We start from the raw sequence: 19,404 nt of genomic DNA, 5'->3' as shown, positions 1-19,404 counted from the left end.
CTTCAGTGCAGGACGGGGCGGACTTCCGCGGCGGCGGTGAGCGGTGCGTCGACGTCCACCACGCGCAGCGTGAACCGGAACGTGGTGCCTTTGCCCAGGGTGCTCTCCACGTCGATGCGTGAGCCCATGGAGTCGAGTAGGTGCTTGACGATGCTGAGCCCGAGGCCCGTTCCGCCGAGCTCCCGAGAGCGACCGGCGTCCACCCGATAGAAGCGCTCGAACAAGCGCGGCAAGTGGCGCTCCTCGATGCCGGTGCCGGTGTCCGCAACGCTCACCTCCACCTTGCCATCGCTCAGCTTCGCCGACAGCGTCACCTGACAGCCTTTGGTCGAGTATTTCACGGCGTTGTCGACGAGGTTGGACAGCACCTGCTCGATCGCACGCCGGTCCGCGCTCACCAGCGGCAAGTCGTCGCTGGCTTCCACCAGCAGCTCGACGCCCCCGCGGTCGGCCCGCTCCCGGAACAAGCCGAGCACGTGGGACAGCACCGGCTCGATGTCCATCGGCTCGGCGTTGAGCTTGTACTGACGCGACTCGATGCGTGACAGGTCCAGGAGGTCCTCCACCAGCTCGTGAAGTCGCGTCGCATTGCGGTCGATGATGTCCACGAAGCGGCGAGACGCCACTGGATCGCGATCCACCGCCGCCTCCAGCGTCTCGGCAGCCGACCGAATGGCCGTCACGGGCGTGCGCAGCTCGTGCGACACGTTGGCCACGAAGTCCCGCCGGAGCGTCTCCAGCCGCCGCATCTCGGTGACGTCCACGAACACCGCAAACACCCCACCCTCCTTTCCCGCAAGCGGTGTGGCTCGGACCATCAGGCGGCGGGGCCGCAGGCCCCCGACTTCGATTTCCACGCTGCCACTCTCTTCCGAGGTGAGCGCCCCATCCAAGAGCTCCTTCAAGTCGGCGTGACGAATCACCTCCAGCGGCGTCTTGCCCACGGCGTCCGCCCCCAGGAGCAGCATCTCTCGCAGGGCGGGGTTCACCAACGCCACGCGACCGTCCCGCCCCAACATCAACAGGCCTTCCTGCATGCCGCTCAGAATGCCGGCCGCGCGGTCACGCTCGCTGCGGAGCTCCTCCAGGGTAGTGGAAAGCGACTCGGCCAGCCGGTCCAGTGCGCGCCCGAGCTCGCCAAACTCGTCGTGGCCCTTCTGCTTCGTGCGCACGCTCAGGTCGCCCCCCGCCATGCGTCGAGCGGCGTCCGTGAGGGACCGCGCCGTGCGAGACGCGAGCTGCGCCGCAACCGTGGACATCACGATGGCGACGGCCAGCGCAATCAGCGTCGCGATGCTGAGGACGTTGGTGAGTCCCGACAGTGCAACGTCCACCATGGTGAGGGGCAGCGCGACGCGCGCCACGCCGACTACCGTCCCATCGTGCTCGAAGGGCACCGCCACGTACATCAAGCGATGCCCGACGGTCTCGCTCATGCGAGAGTCCTCGCCGGTCTCCCCCGCCAGGGCTCGGCGCACCTCTGGACGGTTGCGATGATTCTCCAGCCCGGCGAGCTGCTCCGTAGGGACCTCGGAGTCCCCAATCACGACGCCGTCGTTGCGGATCATCGTGACCCGCGCGCCGGCCCGTTGCCCGACCTCTCCCGCGAAGGCATCCCACTTGGCGCGATCGTCCAAGGGCGCGCGGAGCTTCTGGGCGTCGTGCGCCACCAGCGTGGCGCGCACCGCCAGGTCTCGTCGCACCTGCTCGGTGAGCGCCTTGTCCACCGTGGACCGCGCATATGCGTAAGACACCACGACGGTGAGGACGATGAGCCCCAGGGAGATCAGAAAGAGCTTGGTGCGGATCCCCAGCTTCAAGCAGAAGCCTCGTCCGGGCTACCGCGGAAGCGATACCCGACCCCACGAACCGTTTCCACGTAGTCGCGGGCCCCCTCGAGCTTCTCCCTCAAACGCTTGACGTGAGTATCCACGGTTCGAGTGGTGATGTCCGCCTGGATGCCCCACACGTCGTCGAGCAGCGTGGAACGCGTCTGCACACGGTTTCGGCGGTCGTACAGCGTCACCAGCAGGCGGAACTCGAGGGCGGTCAGCTCGATCTCCTTGCCCTCCACCCATACGCGGTGCGCCTCTCGGTCGATCTTGAGACGGCCGAACTCGATCATCGCGTCAGGGGACGTCTCCACCACCTTGCCACGCCGCAAGATGGCTTGGATCCTGAGCAGCAGCTCCCGAACGCTGAACGGCTTGACGATGTAGTCGTCTGCTCCCAGCTCGAAGCCGACCACGCGATCCACTTCTTCTCCCCGGGCCGTGAGCATCACCACGGACATGCCGCGGGTGGTCGCGTCCTCCTTCAGGGAACGACACACCTCGGTGCCGGAGATGTCCGGGAGCATCAGGTCGAGCAGCACCAACTCCGGTCGGTGCTCCTTCGCCATCCGGAGCCCCTCCGCTCCGCGCTCCGCGAGCAGCACGGTGTGCCCCGCCTGCTCCAGGTTGTACCCGAGCACCTCGCGCAGATCCCGTTCGTCTTCGATGACGAGGACTTTGGCCATGGCTCGTCCTGGGACGTAACCCCCGCATGTGACAGGCACGTGACGTCCGCTGAACGTGTGGGTAGCACAGCGTCCGAGCGAGAGCGACGCCCCGGGCTCGATCTCCGAGATTCGGGAAGAAAACGCCGTCACGCGACCTCCGCTGCCGGCGCCGCCTCGGCGGGTAGCGGTGTCAGCTCCGATCCAGCTCCGATCCGCATCAGCTTGCCGCGCCAGCACACCGTCTTCTTCACCAGCGCCAGGGACCAGACCCCGACAATCATCAGGTCTTTCACCGGCAGCCACGCGAGGTCCACTGGGTCGACCCACTGTCCCCGCAACTGCCGCGCACACACGGCGTCCGCAGCGAGCGTGACCAAGGTCGCGAGCAGTGCCGCGACTCCCACCGCGAACGTTGCTCCGGCGGGCTCGAAGGTCGACAGGAGCAGGGCCAACAGCCACCACGGCGTCGGCAGCGAAAGCGGCTCCAGGGCATAGGCGACGGGATTGATGCGACGTCGCATCTGACTCCAGCGCAGGTGCCGTGCGAGGAAGTCCCGGACGCTGCGTTCGGCGTTCAAGGTGGTGACCACGTGAGGCGAAAGGGCCACGCGATGTCCCGCTCGGTGAAATCGCTGCCCCAGGAGGTAGTCCTCGGCGAGCACGTTGGCCACGGAGCGAAAGCCGCCCTGCGCCTCCAGCGCCTCCCGGAGGATCAGCATGGACTTGCCCACCACGCACGGGTGATTCGCGATCACCTCCGCGCCACACACGCTAGGCGCCACGAAAGACGACAGGTGCAGGTTCTCGAGCAGGGCCCCCAAGCTTCGCTCGCCGTTGCCGGCCAGCACCGAGGAAACCAGCGCCACCTTCGGATCCGCCGTCTCGGCGGCCATGGCGGAGAGGTAGTCGGGCTCGACCCGCACGTTGGAGTCGCTCACCAAGATCCAGTCGTGCTCGGCGTGGCGCGCCAGCATTGCCAGATTGTTCACCTTGGGGTTTTCCCCCAACGCGGGCGCCCCACTGATCACTCGAATGCGCACCGCCGGGAACTCCCTACGAACCTGGTGAGCGATGGCCAGGGCGGGGTCGTCGGGGCTCTCGGCGCCGATCAGGACCTCGAAGTCGGGGTAGTCCTGACGAGCGAGGGAGGCGAGATTCTCGAACAAGCCCTCGTCCAACCCCTTCACGGGTTTCAGCACGGAGATCGCCGGGGTGACGCGCCGCTCGGGCTTGCGGCGAAGCACCCGAAGCACGGCAACCCGAGTCACGAGCAGGGCCAGCACGGAAAAGGAAGCTCCCGCGATGACCACGACGAATGCGGCATGGAGCATGGCTTTTTTTCCCTGCCGCCATGCTCGCAGCGCTGGTTGTCACCGGAGCCACGCCCCCGCGACATCGCTGAAAACTCCGACTACGCGCGTGGCGGCGGGGTGTCAGCGACGAAACGATCAGCTCGCGGCGAGGCCGTCGCGCGCGCGATCCAGGTGCTTGAGCTGGCGGCCGTCCACGATGAACACGACCAACTCGGCGACGTTCGTGGCTTGGTCCGCGATCCGCTCGAGAGACTTCGCCACGTCCGACAGCGCGGTCGCCACCGGGATCCGTGTTGCGTCCTTGGCCATCAGCGTGAGCAGTGCGGGAAAGCTCTGGGCATAGCAGGCGTCCACGATGCGATCTTTCCCGATCACCGCGCCGGCCCGGGCCGCGTCCTGTCGCGAGAAAGCGTCCAGGGAGTCCGCCACCATTTGGAACGCCGTCTCCGCCATCGTCACCAGAGGTGCCGCCGTAGCCACCGGCGGCAGGCTGTTGAGCTGCAGTGTCCGCCGACAAATGCTCTCCGCCAGATCGCCCATTCGCTCCAGGTTGGTCACCAGCTTCAGCACCGCGGTCACGAAGCGCAGATCGGAAGCAACGGGCTTCCAGCGAGCGAGGACCCGAAGACAGCGCTCGTCGAGCTCCACCTCGAGGCGATCCACCTGCGAGTCGTTCTTGGCGGTGCGCTGGGCGAGGAGCGAATCGCGCGTGTGAAACGCCCGCCAGCTCGCCGACAGCATTTCCTCCACCCGCGCTCCCATGAGGAGCACGCCTTCCCGCAGCTCGAACAGCTCGGCGGCGTAGTGTGGATCCGGGTGGGACGGCTCCATGTCGGGCTGAGCAGTATGGGCGGGCGGCGTGACGACCGGATGACGACCGCGGAAACTCTCGGGAAATGAGGTTCCGCGGCGTAACGACAAGCTGCTCGTGATACTTTGTGACACATCGCTTCTTTCGACTTCCCGCTGTGGCTGCGCTACGCCCCCGCGACCCAATGACCGACGCTCTGATCCAGTACATCGAGACGGCCGCCGCTCATGCGCCCACCTGGGGCTTCTTGCTCATCCTCCTGTTCATGGCGGTGGAGAGCTCCTTCATCCCCTTCCCCAGTGAAGTGGTGATGATCCCGGCCGGCTTCCTCGCTGCCCGCGGCGAGCTGACGCTCGGCTCCCCCATGGGCGACGCCGCAGTGGCGGTGCTCGCCGGCGTCGGTGGATCGCTGGTCGGCGCCTTCGTGAACTACTACCTGTTCAGCTGGCTCGGCACGCCGTTCCTGGAGAAGTACGGCAAGTACTTCCTGCTTCCGAAAGCGAAGCTCGAGCGCGCCGAAGAGGTCTTCCGCAAGTACGGCGCCGGCGCCACCTTCGTGTGCCGCCTGCTGCCCGCGATTCGTCAGCTGATCAGCATTCCCGCGGGGATCTCGCGCATGCCCATCAAGAGCTTCTCGCTGTGGACGGGGCTTGGCGCTGGTATCTGGGTCACCATTCTCACCGGCATCGGCTTCTATCTCGGCAAGAGCACCGCCGCGATGAGCTACGCGGACCTCGTGCACCAGGGCAAGGCCATGGTGAAGCACGACCTCATCTACATCATCCCGGCATGCCTGGTGGTGTTCGTGGTCTACGTGCTGGTGAGCAACAAGATCATGAAGAAGAGCGAGCCGGCCAAGGCCTAACGCGTCTTCTTTCTTGCCTCTCCTCACATCCTAACCCCAGTGCTCACCTGAGTTGGTCCTCTCTCGCAAAGCGGCGGCTCAACGACGATCTCTTTGTCGGGTGGCTTGTCGATTCGGCGCGGAATCAGCCCGCCGATCGCGGAACGAGCAGCGCCAGGGCGCGCCGAAGCAGCTCTTCTCGCGAGAGGGTGCGCGCTTCTCGAGCGAGCGTTTCCGTCGCCTTCTTGGCTTCGGCCTTCTTGAAGCCTTGGCTCGTGAGCGCCAGGAGGAGCTTGTCTTGCTTCTCCCGCGACTCGGCGTCCTCAGCCTCTGAATGCCTTCGCTGACGAAGGCGAATCTTCTCTTCGACGTACTCGCGACCGAAGGTCTTCTTGGCCGCATTCAAATTGTGGCTGGCGCAGTACAGCCGACCATTGGAGGATCCATCGCCACCACCGATGCCGGTGGCTTCGATGTGGTCGTACTGGAGAAACGCCGTCGCCGTGCAGCGCACCCCGGACTCCGACACGAAGCAGCACTGGGCACCGTCGCGCTCGTACACCTCGCGCCGGGCTGCACGGCCGGGCTCGCCCGGCTTCGTTCCGCGGGAGCGGCGCGGCTTGTCCGTAACGCCCCAGCGCTTGTTCTCCAGCTCGCGAATCAGCGCATCGAGCGCCCGCTCGACCACGACCTCCAGCTCCCGGCTCACGTGGCTCAGCAGATTCTGGGCGTGCTCGAGCTTCGCTTTCAGGCTCTCTCCGGCGCTGAAATGCACCTCGAAGCGCCCTTCCGAGAGCGGCTCCACGCCGGCCCGCGACCCCTTCCCTGCTCTGGGCTCGACCCGGTCCGGGACGTCGGGCTTCGGGAACCAGCGCGCGAGCACGACGCGAATCCCCGCGCTGGTCTTGCCGGCGGCTTCTCCCAGCAGCGCAGTGTGATTGTCCTGCGTGAGTCGCGGAGCCAAGAGCGAAAGCCCGGAAAGGTGCAAATCTCCGCTAGCAAGTAGCGAAAGCACCACCGGAAACGACAGCGCTGCCCGCGCCCCGGCGATGCTCCGATACGCCGTGCCCTCGCTCATCCCCAGGCCACGCACGCAGAAGTCGTACATGGAGGAGTAGGCTTGAATTACGTGTCCAGACCGACAGCGCCCCGCGCCTGTGCTCATTCGATGCCAGTCGGCGCCGGCCCCGCCGGCATTCTCGGTGGGGCTGCGCCCCACACCCCGCACGGGGGCCCAACCCCGTGCCGCGACCATTCCAACCGGTTGCCTCCTCCAACACCACGTCGGTCGATTTCGGCGAGGTGCGCGACCAAGTGCGCGATCGCTTTGCGCCGCCCGGCGTTGGCAACGACCGCGCTGGACCAGAGATCGCGATTGGAGAGGTCTTGAAGTGCGGAGAGCGCAGTGCGCTCGGTGGCAGACAGCTCTACGGAAATGGCTTTGGACGATGACATGATGAACCCCCGTGGTTTCCTTCCGGCATACCACGGGAAATTTCGCCTTCTTCAGCGCCCCCTGGCTGCGCTTTCGAGCGCGCGGACACTTCGAAGATCGATTTCGTTTCGAACTCGCCACCACTGGGCACACATGCGCTGTGCAGGCGCTGTGCGAACCAGATCGGCGAAATGAGAGCGCGGAGCGTCCGCAAGCTCGTCAACATAGTTCGCTTTCGCGGTGTCGATTTCTGTCGTCCGTTCGCGCTCGTCTCGTGTTGCGCTCTTCCGGTCGCTTGGCTCACAAGGCCGCGCGCGCCCGCCCTCGAACGACGCGCGGCAACGGCGGCGCGACCGTCAGTCGTTCTCTCCAGAGTGGCGTCTGTTGTGGTCAACCCAGGTGAACAGGGGTCTAGTGGGTGCAAAGGGCGATCACGGCGGCCGTAGAGGTGGGACCAACGCTTGGCATGGGATTGTTGGTCCAGCGCGGAAAAGGTCCGCCGCGTTCCCCCTGCTCGGAACGTGAAACGACATTCGCCAGCGAAGGCTCAGCGCGGCGTGAGTCGGAGCAGCGCCTCGCGAATGAGCTGGTCCAAAGGCAAGCGTGCGGCCTCCGGGCGTAGCGCTGCGACTACCTGACGGCATTCCGCCTTCTTGGAGCCCATGCTGGTGAGCGCCACGCGGAGCTTGCCACACTACTCCTCGGCGTCCGGAGTCGTGTCCGGCACTTCGTCTCGAGTCGGCGCTGATCCGGCGCGCTGGATCTTCTCGCCGATGACTTCACTGCCGTACGTTTGCCGAACGTGGAGGTCGTTGTGTGATCGACACAGCAGGCGACCACTGTGCGCTTCGCCCTTCGCAATGGCCGAAACGTGGAGAGAATCGCGCCGAACCAACAAGCCCTCACCCACGAATGTGTGAGGAGAGACATTTCTTTCTTCACGGCGCGGAACCACGCGGGATCCTCGCTGCTCCAGTTCCGAGTACAGTAGGGCCCATGAGGCAGATCGTCTGGGTGGGAAGGGGCTGCCTTCCCCTTGTGGTCGCATGCACGACCGGGTGCGCCCGGCAAACGGACGCTTCGAAGCAGCGGATCGCCCAGCTGGAGCAGCGGATCCGACAGCTGGAAGCAGAACGAGCCGAAGCGCCGGAACCCGATTGTCCCGAGCCCGCACCGCAAGCCGTCGCAAAAGCCGAGGCGCCACCCGATCAGGATTCCCAACCGGCGACCAAGGTCGCCATCGGTGAGACCGCCAAGTTGCCCGACTACGCACTGACCGCTTCGGACGTGCAGGAGTGCAAGGTTCCCAAGTACTTCAAGCCGAAGCCGGGAAACATCAAGCTCGGGGTTCGAATCCACATCGAGGCCACGGGTAGCCGCCAAGTCCCGGTCAACCCGTTCTACGCCAAGGTCACGGACTCCAGTGGCTACACCTACTCGAGCGTGTTCGGCGGCTGCACCCCAGACCTCAAATCTCTTCGCCTCTCGTCGGGCGAGAAGGCAGAGGGGTTCGTCACGTTCGAGATCCCGACTACCGCAAAGGGACTCACGCTCACCTACATGCCGCTCATCGTGAAGTCGCAGAGTCAGACGGTGGTGGTCGACCTGGGGCGCTGAGCGCTACGGCGCGGAAACTCCGGGCAGCGCCACCCCGCTCGGCGCAGGCACTGCCAATAGCGCCGCAATCGTGGCCGCGGTGCTGAGCGCGTCCTGCGTCTCGTGGCTGACGCTCTTTTCGACGCCGGCACCGAAGAACAGCACGGGCACCTCGCGGTCCGTTGCCCACGGCCCACCGTGGCTCGTGCCCTGCCCCACTGCCAGGTCCGGATCCACCACGAAACCGGGGCTCGGCACCAGGTACACGTCGCCCGGCGGGCGGGCGTCGATGGACAGCCCCACGGCGCGCTCGATGGGATCACGGCTCTGACGCAGCGGTGCGGCGTCGAGCACGTCGAAGGCACCGTACACTCCCGGCAGCGCCCGCGCGGCTTCCACCACGGCTTCGACCACCTCGGAGCGACGCTTCTCGGCAGCCGGCGCCAGAGTCACGAACGGCGCCACGAACGCAGTCACCCACTCGCCGGCACCCAGGCGATCCGACACCGCGGCGTTCAGCGAAGCCACGAGCTCCTTCGGCATCAAGCGCCCACCAGGTCGACCCTCCGCCAGCGACGTCTCCGGCAGGGGCGTCACGCCGTGATCGGAGGTGATCAGCACCGACACGCGCGCGCGTCGCTGAAAGTGGCGAATCAAGCGCCCCACCGCGCGGTCGGCTCGAACCAGATTGTCGACGTACTCCCAAGACTCGGGGCCGAACACGTGCCCGGCGTAGTCCGTTCCGGAAATGCTGAGGGCGAGCAGGTCCGGCACGTCGTCCTTGCCGAGACCCATGTCGTCCGCGCAGGTGCTCGCCAGCTCCACCATCCAATCTGTCATCGCGGGGGTGGCCTTGATCACCGAGTAAGGCGCGCTGGACTCTCGGGGGTCGTGGGGAAAGCTCGCTGTCCAGCCCTTCCAGGAGCCTTCGCCCTCCTGCGCGTCGAGCCCTGAAACGTTCTTCGGTGCGGTCCAGGGTGCGAGCAACGTATCGAGGGGCTGGGCGCGCTCGGACTGCGTCACGCAGGGCGGACGCTCTTTCGCGTAGTACTTCGAGGTGGTGAAGCCCGGAATGCTCGAGTCGTAGAACAGCGCCAGATCCGCGTGCTTGCCGCCGCTCAGCACCGCCGCGCGGTCCTTCAAGGAGACGGACAGCACCAGTGCGCGTCCTGCCGTGGCGGTCTTCAATGCGTCCCCCACGGTGGGAACGGCGAGGACCCGCGGGCTCGCGGAGTGCTTCTCGTCTCCCAAGAGCGGATAGGCAGCGTCGTCCACCCAGGCCACCTCGCCCCGCTCCGGGTCGAAGCGCTCGTTGGACAGGATCTCGCTCTGGTAGGGCGCGGCTCCGGTATGGATTGCTGCATGACCCGGCGCCGTGTAGGTGGACGCGTACGGATACGCCACGCGGTGGTGGTACGTACCCTGAGCAATGGCGGTGCGGATCGCCCCGTCCGCGTCCAGCCGCGACAGGTGCCGGTCCAGCACCCAGCTGCCCAGTTGGTCGATGGTCACCGCGATCACGATCTGAGGCTTGTCGGCTGGCCGCGGCACCTCGCGCTTCGGACTCACCACGGGATCCGTGCTCGACAGGGACGCGCAACCCACCGTCGCGATCGCAACCAGCGCGAGAGCTCTTCGAATCGACATGTCCGCTCTCGTAGCGTCCACGCGTGACGACGGTGTGATGCATGGAGAACGTCGCCGTCACGCATCGGTGACGATGCTGCACGCCACGCACACGTCACTCGCAAGTTGCGCCGGCGACGCTTTCCAGAGCGATCCTCGACACATGGACGTGTGAGCTTTTGCACTCGTGAAGACACGAACAGCGAGAGCACCGAGAGTCGTCCTTCGCGCGCTGCTGCTGACGAGCCTGATGGCTTGGACCAGCTGCGCGAACAACCGCACACGAGCTTCCGCTCACCCGACGAGCAGCGGCGCCGCGAAGCTGGGCCTTTTGCAGGATAGGGAGGACGGCCGCGAGTCCACCGTGGTGGTGATGGCCATCGACGGCGTGCGCTGGGAGGACGTGTTTCTCGGCGTGGAGCGCGACTTGGCCGCAGAGAAGGGCCTGTCCGAGAGCGAGATCCTCGCCCCTCGGGAGCTGATGCCGAACCTCCACACCATCATCGATGGAGGCGGCGCGGCCATCACCAACATCTACGCCAGCGGGCCGAACTTCGTGTCCCTCCCCGGCTACATGGAGATGCTCTCCGGCGTGCGCCCGACGGGCTGCACGAACAACGACTGCTCGCGAACCAAGTGGCACACGGTGGCGGACGACATCGCTTCTCTGCCCGGCGTCGCTCCGGAGCAGGTGGCCGTGATCTCCTCCTGGCAGGGCATCAACCACGCGGCCGCAACCCACCCGGAAAAGCTCATCGTGTCCACCGGCAGGACGCGCGGTGAAAATCGCGAGCTGCTGGAGTACGACGTCAAGAGCGCGGAGCTTTTGGACGCGGGAGAAATGGCTGGCCCCTCCCCCGGCCATGCGGACTTCCGCCGTGACCGCGCCACCGCGGCGATCGCCCTCCGCTATCTGAAACAGAAGAAGCCGCGCTTCATGTTCCTGGGTCTCGGTGAGACCGACGAGTACGCGCACAAAGACGACTACCGTAGCTACCTGCGAGCGCTCAGCTACGCGGACTCCGTGGTCGGTGAGCTTGCCACCATTCTCGACGAGCTCGGAGGTGAAGGACGCCGCACCACGTTGTTCGTTACGACGGACCACGGTCGGGCCGCGGAGTTCATTCGCCACGGCGAGGACGCTCCGGAGTCGTCCCGAGTGTGGCTGGTCGCCGCCGGCTACGGCATTCGAGCGCGTGGCCGGGTCAGCCCTCCCGTGCCCCGACACCTGGCGGACATCGCGGCAACGGTGCGGGAAATCCAAGGGATCCCACCGGCCAGCGAGAGTGCGTCCGCGCTGGGGGAGCTGTTCACGCCCGACGAACAGCGGGTGGCGGTGACAGTTCCGTGATCTCCGCGTGACATCGCGATGGAGCCGGGCTTCCGGCGTTGTTCCGTGTGGCGTGCTCTGGTAGCGGCGCTCGTGATGCGCGCGCTGCCGGTGCTCCTCGCCCTTGCGCTGTTTGGCTGCAGCGAGCGAGCGGACGATGCCCGCAAGGCCGAGCTGGCCAGCGTGTTCAGCCGCGCGGACCAGCCGCTGATCCGCGCTCGCCCCGCGCTGGTGGCCGGCAAGTACGCGCGCATGGCCGCCAGCACCTACTCCTACCAGCGCGGCAACTTGCCGATGTTCCTGCACGACTGGCAGACCGGCTCGGAGCTGTCGGGCTCTCGCTTCTCGTTGGTGTCGCCGCTGGTGCTCGGGACCGGCGACCCCCACCCCGAGAACTACGGCGTGCTCATCGCCGGCGACGGCACCCTGGCAGTGGAGCCCAACGACTTCGACAGCGCCGACCACGTCCCCTACCTGTGGGATCTCCGACGCCTGGTGGTCGGTATGCTGATCGGAACGCGCGTCTCGAACCCCAGCGACGAGAGCGCGCGCCTGGTGGCTGTGGCTGCCCAGGAAGACATCGCCCGGGCCACGGTGGAAGGCTACGCCAGCACCATCCAGGCCCTCGCCAACGGAGCGCCGGCCACGCGCCTCGACGACAGCCAGGCGGGCGCCATTGCTGCGGATCTGCTGAAGCGATCTGCGAAGGACGTCGCATCACGGGACGAGCTGCCTCAGCTCACCGAGCTCACCGGAACGAAGCGACGGCTGCTTCGGGGCAACCTCGATCCCGCGGATCCCGGCGACATTCTGGGAGACCTGCCGGCGTTCGTGCTCGACGCCCTGCCGGACACGCTGGCGGAGTATCGGAAGAGTCTCGCGACTCCTCCGGACGCGGCGTACTTCACGGTGCTCGATGCCGTTCGCCGTTACGGACAAGGCGTCGCCAGTTGGCCCCGCGTCCGCCTGCTGCTCTTGGTGCGCGGTCCGACGGACGCGCCGGAGGACGACGTCATCCTCGAGCTTCGCGAGCTGACGGATTCCTTCGTCGGCGGCTGGACGCCGCCCGGCGTGTACTACGACACGCCGGCCCAGCGTATCCTCGCGACCTCCCGCGCGGCCTGGGCCCGCCCCGACGCCTCTCCGCTGTGGGGCGTGAGCACGCTGAGCGGCATGCCGTGTCAGATCCGCCTCGAGAGCGAAGGGCAGAAGACCTTTCGCACGCGTCGTTTCGAGGACGATCTCGGAACGCCGCAAGCCATCGCGGAGCTCGGCGGACAGCTCGGCGCGCTGCAAGCGCGGATTCACTCCGGCGCGGCGGTGGACGTCGCCAACGTGATCGCGGCGGACCAACAAGAATTCGTCAATGAGCAGGTTCGGGTGTCCCTGGCCTATGCCGATCGCGTCGAGCACGACGCGAAGCTGTTCGGCGAGGTCCTGGCAGACCTCGGACCGCGCCTCGGAATGCCTGCGTCGGAAAGCGACCAGGTTCCTCAGGACATGGCGGCGTTGATCGGAACGCCGCCGGAGATCTCCCCGTGAAGCGATCCCTCGTTGCTGCGCTGCTGCTCTCGTCGACCTCGGCCTTGGCGCAGGAAGAGCCCAATTTCGTGGGGACGGCGGCCCCGGCGACGTCGGCCGCCACCACGCCCCTCACGCTGCAGGTGAAGCCCGGCCTGGAAGTGTTCGCCCAGTACGCCTACCGGCGCACGCTGGATGAAAGCGGCAGGAGTCAGTGGTTTCATCAGTTCGACGTGCCTCGAGTGCACCTGGCGCTGGACGCCGAAGCCGAAGACGCCCACGGCCGCGTGTTGATCGAGGCGGTGCGATCGGCGAGCGAGGGCGCGCTGATCGGCGTGGCGGGGGACAGCTGGGTGATGCGGCTGCGAGAAGCGTATGCGGGCTACTCCAAGTACGGCTTCGAGGGTCGCGCCGGCGTGGTGCCGCTGCTCACCATCCCGGAGCTGGAGGGAACGTGGATGCTCCGGGCGGTGGCGCCGGATCCGCGGGAGAGCAGCGGCCTGCTCACGCCCGCGGACGTGGGCGCGAACGTCCGTTACACGCTGCCCAAAGACTACGCTTGGGTGGGCGTGGGCGCGCAGAATGGCGAAGGCTATACGAACCGCGAGCTGAACCGCGGCAAGAACGCGGAGGCCGCCGCGTCGATCCATCCACTGCCGGCCGGTCCGCTGAAACCGCTGGCGGTGTTCGTCGGCTATCAGCTCGGCTCCTCCGGCACCGGGCTCGCACGGGCGGACCGCGCCACGGGCGCGCTCTTGTGGCAGGGCGACATGATCCGCGCCGGCGCTTCGGCCACCTACGCCTGGGGCACGAAGGACGACGGCTCGCAGCGGTCGTGGATCGCCGACGGCTTCATCCGGGCAGAGCCCATCGAGCACTTGCTGTTCGGCGTGCGGGGTTCCTTCTGGGTGCGCGACACCCGGAAAGACCCCGCCGGCAAGGACACCGTGGCGATGGTGACCGGCGCCGCGGGCTACGAAATCGCCACGCCGCTCACGGCATTTGCGGCGTTCACTCGCTCGCTTCCGACGGATCGCGCTCGCACGGCGGTTCCGGAGAGCGACTACTGGGAAGCGCGGCTCATCAGCCGCATCGTTTTCTGACGAGGACTCGACCATGAACAAGATGCTCTTCACTTCCATGCTCTGCTTGATTGCCGCCTGCGCTTGCTCCGAGAGCAACAGCGCCTCGCCGAACAGCGGCGGCTCGTCGGGCAGCGGCAACACCGGCGGCGGCGCGACGGGTGGCGCGGGCGGCAGCGGCAACACCGGCGGCAGCGGCGCGACCGGTGGCAGCGCCGGAAGCAACACCGGCGGCAGCGCAGGGCAGACCAGTGACGGCGGCGCAGGCGCGTGCGGCTACGCGGACGGCACCGCCACCTCGAACCTCGCGATCAACGAGATCTCCGCCAAGGGCGACGACTTCGTCGAGATCGTCAACCTGGGCTCGGTGTCGGCGGACTTGAGCGGCATGGTGCTGGCGGACCAGGACGACACGGGCTGTCCGAAGCTCACCGAAGCGCTGACGTTCCCCTCCGGCACGTCACTCGCGGCCGGCGAGCGCTTGCTCATCGTCGCAGGTCAAACGGGCGCCAGCAACGACCCGCAGACGGACTGCCTCAACGGACCGGCCAGCTGCTTTCACGTCGGCTTTGGCATCAGCGCCTCCAACGGTGATGGCGTGTTCCTGATCAGCACCACTACCATCGTGGCGTCGGCGGCCTTGCCCATCGACGCAGTGACGGACGGCCAGACGTGGTGCCGCCTTCCCGACGGTACCGGGGATTTCGCAGTGTGCGCGCCCACCCCCGGGGCGGCGAACGCGGCGCCTTGAGCCAAATTGTTTCGCGATGGACGCGGGTCCTTCGCGGGACGTCTCTAGCCTGTGGCCCACATGCTCGAAGAGATCCTCGGGCGGCAGGCCCTGTGCGTCGCGTTCCAACCGATCTTCGACCTCGCCAGCGGTGAGGTCTACGCCCACGAGGTGCTCGGGCGCGCCGACCCGGAGCTTCTCGGAGCGCCCGCTCCGGGACCTCTCGAGCTCGTGGATCTCGCGGTGGCCAGCGACAAGCTGCTCGACCTCGAGCACGGCTGGCGGACGGCTGCGGTGGATGCCATCGCACGCTACTCGCCGCAGGGCGACAGTCGCTTCTTCCTGAACGTCGACACGCGCATTCTCTCGGACGCGCGCTTCGTTCCCGGAACGACGCGCAGTTTGCTCGACGCGCGCGATCTCAATCCGCGTCGCTTCGTGTTCGAGCTCACGGAGCGCGATCCTCACCTGGGCGCGCGGCGCCTGGCGGAGCTCCTGCCCCACTACTCGTGCCAAGGCTTCGGCATCGCGCTGGACGACCTGGGCGCGGGGCACGCCTCCCTGCACGTGATGGTCCAACTGCGCCCGGAGATCGTGAAGCTGGATCGCGAGATGTGTCAGGACGTCAGCGTGGACCCGTGGCGCAAGCACCTGATCCACGCGCTCTCGCGCTTCTGCTTCCAGACGGGCATCGCCCTGGTGGCCGAGGGCATCGAGACGCCCGCGGACCTCGAGACGTTGCGCAGCATCGGCGTGCGCTACGGCCAAGGCTTCTTGCTGGGCATGCCCCGGCCGGAGCCGCTGCCCACGCGACGACGCCTGACCATGGCCAAAGCGCCGCCGCTGCGCCTGGTCGGGAGCTAACCGCCCGCGCCGGCCATGCCGCCCGCGCCGGCCATGGCGCCCATGCCGCCCGCGCCGGCCATGGCGCCCATGCCGCCCATGCCGCCGTCGAACCCCGGCGCGGCGTTGCAGGTCGACACGCAGGTGTCCTTCTGAGCAGCGCAGTCGGTGTCCACGCCTTCGTGGGCCAGCATGTGACAGTCGTGAACGTCGCCGGGCGTGCCGTCGTCCTTGGGCATGCAGACGTCCATGATCGCCCCACAGTTCACGGCGGAGCCGCCACCAGAGCCACCGGACCCGCTGGTCCCGCCCGACCCACTGCTGCTGTCGTCCGAAGAACACCCGCCGCTGAGCGCGGCCATCGCCAAGAGCACCAAAACCTTACGCATCTGAGCTCCTCCCATCGCTCCGCTGGTTCTAGCAGCGCGGAGCAGGGCGATCCCTGCGGCTTATCGTCGCAGGCTGCGGCATACTCGGAACATGGGGACGCGGAGCTGGATCCTGATCTTTGCAGTCCTGGCATCGGCGTGCGGCGGCAGCGACGACGACGGCGGCGGCACCGGCGGAGGCAACTCCGCAGCGCTCAGTAGCGCCTGCTACGCGATGTGCGATCAGCAAGAGAAGGGCGACAATTGCATCGCCGACTACACCAAGATCTGCAAGGGCGGGTGTGACTCGGTCACACCCAGTTTCGCCAGCAAGTGCCCTGACGTCGCCAAGGCCTACTACGACTGCAACGCCGGCATCGACTACCAGTGCACCCTCGCGCTTCCCAGCGCCAAGGACCCGACCGCGTGCAAGGCCGAGAACGACGCAATGAGCGCCTGCACGAAGTGACTCACGGTAGCGCGTGGCGCTGGAACACTTCCCACATCACGTCGTTGGCGCTCATGTCCTGAGTCGTCTTGCCGAAACCCAGGCTCGAGAGATCCAAGCCTCCGGGCCAGGTGTGTCCGCCGCCTTCCACGGTGCACAGCACGATCTCCGCGCCGTCCTTGCAGCCGGTCCAGGTGTTGCAGCTGCTGTCTCCGTTCTTGAACGTCTCCTTGGGCGTGGCATCGCAGCCAAGGCGGCTCACCCAGTCGGCGTTGGAAGGCACGGCCTGGTTGTAGGGCACCAGCGGATCCGTCGTGCCGTTGAAGGACACCAGCGTGATGCCGCGCGCGGGATCGCATGTCGTCATGCCATTGAAGGCAGCGACGGGCGCCACCGCCGCGTAGCGCTCGGACTTCTCGCAGGCAAGGCGATGCGACATGAAGCCACCGTTGGATAGCCCGGCCGCGTATATCCGAGCGGTGTCCAGACAGAACTCCGCTTCCACTTCGTCGAGGATCGCGTCGGCAAAGCCGACGTCGTCGCGGGTCTTGTCCTCGGCGCAACAGAGCCCCGCGTTCCAGGTCTGATAGCCGTCCGAGTCGGTGATGCCCTGGGGGTTGATCACGAAGAACCCTTCGGCATCTCCCTTCTCGTTCAGCTTGCTCACGGCCTCCTGCGCGGGAGCCGCGGGGCCGAAGGAGCTCGCCGTGCGCCCGTGGAAGTTCATCACCAACGGAGCCGGCTTCGTCGGGTCGTAGCTGGTGGGGACGTGCAGCTCGTAACTGCGGTCCACTCCGCCAAAGCTCAGCGTCCGGGTGCCGCTGCCGGTACCCGGCGCCCCACCGAGAGTGCAGCCGTTGCTGGGCTTCGCTGGCAAGCTGCTCACGCCGCCGCCGCTCCCTGCGGCCCCCGCCACGCCGCCGCCGCCTGCGGCTCCCGCCATGCCTGCGGTGCCGCCGCTACCCCCAGCGCCGCCGCTGCCGCCGGAGCTCGGCGAGCCGCTTTCGTCACTGCCACCACACCCCGCCAACAGGAGACCCAAGAAAAGCACCGCTTCGCTCCGCATGACGTGGAGCGTACACCGGAGCGCGGCTATCGTGACGCCCAGCGGAAATGGTGAGCTACCTCGAGCTCTGGTTTCGGGCATTTTTGGTTACCGTCGGCGCGGAAGCTCTCGTTGCGGTCCCCCTGCTCGGCAAGGTGGAGCGCGGCTACCCGCGGCGCGTCGCGGCGCTCTTGCTCGTCAATGTCGCCAGCCATCCGGCGGTGTGGTTCGTCTTCCCGGAGCTCGGCCAAGGACGCTGGAGCTGGGGCGTCACCTTCCTGCTGAGTGAGGCCTGGGCGGTGCTCCTGGAGATGGGGGGCTACCAGTTGATCTTCCCGCGCCTCGGGTGGCTGAAGGCGTTCTCCATCTCCGCGCTCGCCAACGGGTTTTCCGTCGCCGCAGGGCTCGCCCTGCGCTGGCTCGGGTTCACCCTTTGACTTGATCGTTCGCAGTGTCGTTGCGCGACGACGCGAGTCAGGCGAAGATCCGAGCCATGAAGAATACCCGTCGGTTCCTGTCTGCCACTGCTTTCGTCTTCGCTCTCGCCATCCCCTCGCTGGCACTGGCCGACGTGCCGGCACTGGATTCCGGACTTGGAGGCGGGGCGGGCGCGGCTGGCGCCGCGGGTGCGGCCGGCGCCGCGGGCGGCAGCAGCACGGGTGGATCCGCCGGCAGCACCGGAACCGGCGGAACGGCCTCCAAGAGCGGCGGGTCCAGCGACGACGGCGGCTGCAGCCTCAGCGGCGCGCCGGGCCAAGGGGCCGTCGCGTTTGGGATGTTGATGCTCGGTCTCGGCGCCATGGCGCTGGGCCGCCGCCGCCAGCGCTGAGCCACCGTGACGGCAGCCGCGGTTCTCGAGCGCGCGACCGCCCCGTTGGATCGGGTGCGTCGCGCGCTCATGCGCGTCATGCTGCCGATGCCCTTTGTGGGCACTGCTCTCGGCAAGCGGGACAGCCGCGTCGCTCTGTGGGCGGGGGCGCACGCGCTGGTGGCCTTCACGCTCGCGTCCACCGTCCCGATGTTGCTGTTCATCCTCGGGCCGGTGCTCCTCGGCGTGGCGCACGTGGCGGCGGACATCCGCTACCTCGTGATCCGTCGACAGCTTCCTGGGTGGTGGAAGAACGTCGTCTGGCTGGGCTGTGGCACCTTGCTCCTGGTCCGCATCGCCGACGAGGCCGGCGTTCACGCGCTGATGACCGAACAGCTCCTGGTCTGCGGCTGGATGGCGCTCGCGCTGCTCGCGGGAGCATGGAGCGGCGGCGGGCGTGGGCGCGCTGCCGCGGCGCTTCCGGTGCTGGGCGCCCTCGCGTGGGTCACGGTGGTCGATCCCCGCATGGTGCGCCTGGTGTTCGTCCACGTGCACAATCTCGTCGCGGTGGTGCTGTGGCTGGCACTGTTTCGAAGCCGGCTCCGCTCGGTGCTCGTCCCCCTCACCTTGATGGCAGCCGCGACGGCTTTTTTCTTCACGGCCCAGCCCTTCCACTGGGCCCAGGCCACCGGTGGTCTCCAGGCGTTCGGGCTGCACTTGCTGGTCGCGGCGGACTGGGTGGCCCCCGGCCTCTCGCCCAAGAACGCCGTGGGCCTCACCATGGCCTACGTGTTCTTGCAGTCCGTGCACTACTCGGCGTGGCTCCTGCTCATTCCCCAGGAAGACCTGCGCAGCGAAGGCACCACCACCTTTCGCATGTCGGCGCGTTCGCTCCTCGCGGACTTCGGGACCAAAGGCGTGGTGGCCATCGCTCTGACCGCCATCGCGGTGATCGCCTTCGCGTTCGTGAACGTACACAAGACCCGGTCCATGTACCTGAGCCTGGCGATGTTCCACGGCTACCTGGAGCTCACGCTGCTCTGCTACTTCTGGGCGCGCGGCAAGCGGCCCGCGGGCGAGCGCCGACAGCTCGCGCGAGCATGA

At 67.3% G+C, this 19,404-nt stretch carries 19 protein-coding genes; 11 read left to right on the top strand and 8 right to left on the bottom strand.

All coding sequences use genetic code 11. The annotated features are described in order from the left end of the window. Positions 1–2 precede the first annotated feature (2 nt). The 4 genes from H6717_32995 to phoU form a co-directional block, all read right to left on the bottom strand. Positions 3–1,820, bottom strand: a complete 1,818-nt coding sequence (locus H6717_32995; GenBank protein ID MCB9581897.1) for a PAS domain-containing protein — start codon at positions 1,818–1,820, stop codon at positions 3–5. Continuing rightward, positions 1,817–2,518, bottom strand: a complete 702-nt coding sequence (locus H6717_32990; GenBank protein ID MCB9581896.1) for a response regulator — start codon at positions 2,516–2,518, stop codon at positions 1,817–1,819. Before H6717_32990 ends, H6717_32995 begins: the two co-directional genes overlap by 4 nt. A gap of 128 nt (positions 2,519–2,646) precedes the next feature. Next, the gene (locus H6717_32985; GenBank protein MCB9581895.1) at positions 2,647–3,831 is read right to left on the bottom strand and encodes a glycosyltransferase; all 1,185 of its coding nucleotides are present in this window, start codon (positions 3,829–3,831) and stop codon (positions 2,647–2,649) included. Positions 3,832–3,948: 117 nt separating this feature from the next. Further along, on the bottom strand, positions 3,949–4,644 hold the full coding sequence (gene phoU / locus H6717_32980; protein MCB9581894.1) for a phosphate signaling complex protein PhoU: 696 nt from the start codon (positions 4,642–4,644) through the stop codon (positions 3,949–3,951). A gap of 164 nt (positions 4,645–4,808) precedes the next feature. On the opposite strand from phoU, the gene H6717_32975 reads away from it, so the two are divergent. Continuing rightward, a complete protein-coding gene (locus tag H6717_32975; GenBank protein ID MCB9581893.1) occupies positions 4,809–5,489 on the top strand; it encodes a DedA family protein in 681 nt (226 codons plus the stop codon). A 124-nt stretch (positions 5,490–5,613) separates the two neighbouring features. On the opposite strand, the gene H6717_32970 is transcribed toward H6717_32975, so the two are convergent. After that, the gene (locus tag H6717_32970) at positions 5,614–6,576 is read right to left on the bottom strand and encodes a hypothetical protein (protein MCB9581892.1); all 963 of its coding nucleotides are present in this window, start codon (positions 6,574–6,576) and stop codon (positions 5,614–5,616) included. Between the two features lie 1,323 nt (positions 6,577–7,899). On the opposite strand from H6717_32970, the gene H6717_32965 reads away from it, so the two are divergent. Continuing rightward, a complete protein-coding gene (locus H6717_32965) occupies positions 7,900–8,520 on the top strand; it encodes a DUF4352 domain-containing protein (protein ID MCB9581891.1) in 621 nt (206 codons plus the stop codon). Between the two features lie 3 nt (positions 8,521–8,523). Here H6717_32965 and H6717_32960 read toward each other — a convergent pair whose 3' ends face one another. After that, positions 8,524–10,146 carry an alkaline phosphatase family protein gene (locus H6717_32960; protein ID MCB9581890.1) on the bottom strand — a complete coding sequence of 541 codons (1,623 nt, stop codon included), beginning with the start codon at positions 10,144–10,146 and terminating at the stop codon, positions 8,524–8,526. A gap of 229 nt (positions 10,147–10,375) precedes the next feature. On the opposite strand from H6717_32960, the gene H6717_32955 reads away from it, so the two are divergent. From H6717_32955 to H6717_32935, 5 genes are read left to right on the top strand one after another with little or no spacing between them, the layout of a single operon-like run. After that, positions 10,376–11,476, top strand: coding sequence for an alkaline phosphatase family protein (locus H6717_32955; GenBank protein ID MCB9581889.1), 1,101 nt, complete (start codon positions 10,376–10,378; stop codon positions 11,474–11,476). A gap of 45 nt (positions 11,477–11,521) precedes the next feature. Continuing rightward, positions 11,522–12,997: a DUF2252 family protein gene (locus H6717_32950; GenBank protein ID MCB9581888.1), complete on the top strand. Its 1,476-nt coding sequence runs from the start codon at positions 11,522–11,524 to the stop codon at positions 12,995–12,997. After that, positions 12,994–14,079 carry a hypothetical protein gene (locus H6717_32945; protein MCB9581887.1) on the top strand — a complete coding sequence of 362 codons (1,086 nt, stop codon included), beginning with the start codon at positions 12,994–12,996 and terminating at the stop codon, positions 14,077–14,079. Before H6717_32950 ends, H6717_32945 begins: the two co-directional genes overlap by 4 nt. 13 nt (positions 14,080–14,092) lie before the next feature. Next, complete coding sequence (locus H6717_32940) at positions 14,093–14,809, top strand: lamin tail domain-containing protein (GenBank protein ID MCB9581886.1); 717 nt, start codon at positions 14,093–14,095, stop codon at positions 14,807–14,809. A gap of 60 nt (positions 14,810–14,869) precedes the next feature. Next, entirely contained in the window at positions 14,870–15,652 is a 783-nt protein-coding gene (locus tag H6717_32935; GenBank protein ID MCB9581885.1) for an EAL domain-containing protein, read from the top strand. On the opposite strand, the gene H6717_32930 is transcribed toward H6717_32935, so the two are convergent. Then, positions 15,649–16,020 (bottom strand): hypothetical protein, encoded by a 372-nt coding sequence (locus tag H6717_32930; protein MCB9581884.1) that lies wholly within the window; start codon positions 16,018–16,020, stop codon positions 15,649–15,651. The two genes, H6717_32935 and H6717_32930, sit on opposite strands and share 4 nt — an antisense overlap. Positions 16,021–16,111: 91 nt before the next feature. Between H6717_32930 and H6717_32925 the strand changes: the two genes are divergently transcribed. Beyond that, complete coding sequence (locus H6717_32925; GenBank protein ID MCB9581883.1) at positions 16,112–16,468, top strand: hypothetical protein; 357 nt, start codon at positions 16,112–16,114, stop codon at positions 16,466–16,468. Position 16,469: 1 nt separating this feature from the next. Here H6717_32925 and H6717_32920 read toward each other — a convergent pair whose 3' ends face one another. Then, positions 16,470–17,513, bottom strand: a complete 1,044-nt coding sequence (locus H6717_32920; GenBank protein ID MCB9581882.1) for a hypothetical protein — start codon at positions 17,511–17,513, stop codon at positions 16,470–16,472. Between the two features lie 47 nt (positions 17,514–17,560). Here H6717_32920 and H6717_32915 point away from each other — a divergent pair, with 47 nt between their 5' ends. The 3 genes from H6717_32915 to H6717_32905 are packed head-to-tail and all read left to right on the top strand — an operon-like array spanning position 17,561 to position 19,404. Further along, positions 17,561–17,929, top strand: coding sequence for a hypothetical protein (locus tag H6717_32915; protein ID MCB9581881.1), 369 nt, complete (start codon positions 17,561–17,563; stop codon positions 17,927–17,929). A 56-nt stretch (positions 17,930–17,985) separates the two neighbouring features. Beyond that, positions 17,986–18,321 carry a hypothetical protein gene (locus H6717_32910; protein MCB9581880.1) on the top strand — a complete coding sequence of 112 codons (336 nt, stop codon included), beginning with the start codon at positions 17,986–17,988 and terminating at the stop codon, positions 18,319–18,321. A 6-nt stretch (positions 18,322–18,327) separates the two neighbouring features. Further along, on the top strand, positions 18,328–19,404 hold the full coding sequence (locus H6717_32905) for a hypothetical protein (GenBank protein MCB9581879.1): 1,077 nt from the start codon (positions 18,328–18,330) through the stop codon (positions 19,402–19,404).

The sequence above is a fragment of the Polyangiaceae bacterium genome, assembly GCA_020633235.1.
Lineage (GTDB): Bacteria > Myxococcota_A > Polyangia > Polyangiales > Polyangiaceae > JACKEA01.
The sequence above is the reverse complement of the archived record's forward strand: the minus strand, read 5'-3'. Positions and strand labels throughout refer to the sequence as shown.

Bases quoted from the DNA above. Each gene is read 5' to 3' on its own strand.
- H6717_32975 (MCB9581893.1), top strand. From the start codon at position 4,809: ATGACCGACGCTCTGATCCAGTACATCGAGACGGCCGCCGCTCATGCG.
- H6717_32930 (MCB9581884.1), bottom strand. From the start codon at position 16,020: ATGCGTAAGGTTTTGGTGCTCTTGGCGATGGCCGCGCTCAGCGGCGGG.
- H6717_32915 (MCB9581881.1), top strand. From the start codon at position 17,561: ATGGTGAGCTACCTCGAGCTCTGGTTTCGGGCATTTTTGGTTACCGTC.
- H6717_32985 (MCB9581895.1), bottom strand. From the start codon at position 3,831: ATGCTCCATGCCGCATTCGTCGTGGTCATCGCGGGAGCTTCCTTTTCC.
- H6717_32965 (MCB9581891.1), top strand. From the start codon at position 7,900: ATGAGGCAGATCGTCTGGGTGGGAAGGGGCTGCCTTCCCCTTGTGGTC.
- H6717_32925 (MCB9581883.1), top strand. From the start codon at position 16,112: ATGGGGACGCGGAGCTGGATCCTGATCTTTGCAGTCCTGGCATCGGCG.
- H6717_32955 (MCB9581889.1), top strand. From the start codon at position 10,376: ATGGCTTGGACCAGCTGCGCGAACAACCGCACACGAGCTTCCGCTCAC.
- phoU (MCB9581894.1), bottom strand. From the start codon at position 4,644: ATGGAGCCGTCCCACCCGGATCCACACTACGCCGCCGAGCTGTTCGAG.
- H6717_32960 (MCB9581890.1), bottom strand. From the start codon at position 10,146: ATGTCGATTCGAAGAGCTCTCGCGCTGGTTGCGATCGCGACGGTGGGT.
- H6717_32970 (MCB9581892.1), bottom strand. From the start codon at position 6,576: ATGTACGACTTCTGCGTGCGTGGCCTGGGGATGAGCGAGGGCACGGCG.
- H6717_32910 (MCB9581880.1), top strand. From the start codon at position 17,986: ATGAAGAATACCCGTCGGTTCCTGTCTGCCACTGCTTTCGTCTTCGCT.
- H6717_32935 (MCB9581885.1), top strand. From the start codon at position 14,870: ATGCTCGAAGAGATCCTCGGGCGGCAGGCCCTGTGCGTCGCGTTCCAA.
- H6717_32990 (MCB9581896.1), bottom strand. From the start codon at position 2,518: ATGGCCAAAGTCCTCGTCATCGAAGACGAACGGGATCTGCGCGAGGTG.
- H6717_32920 (MCB9581882.1), bottom strand. From the start codon at position 17,513: ATGCGGAGCGAAGCGGTGCTTTTCTTGGGTCTCCTGTTGGCGGGGTGT.
- H6717_32940 (MCB9581886.1), top strand. From the start codon at position 14,093: ATGAACAAGATGCTCTTCACTTCCATGCTCTGCTTGATTGCCGCCTGC.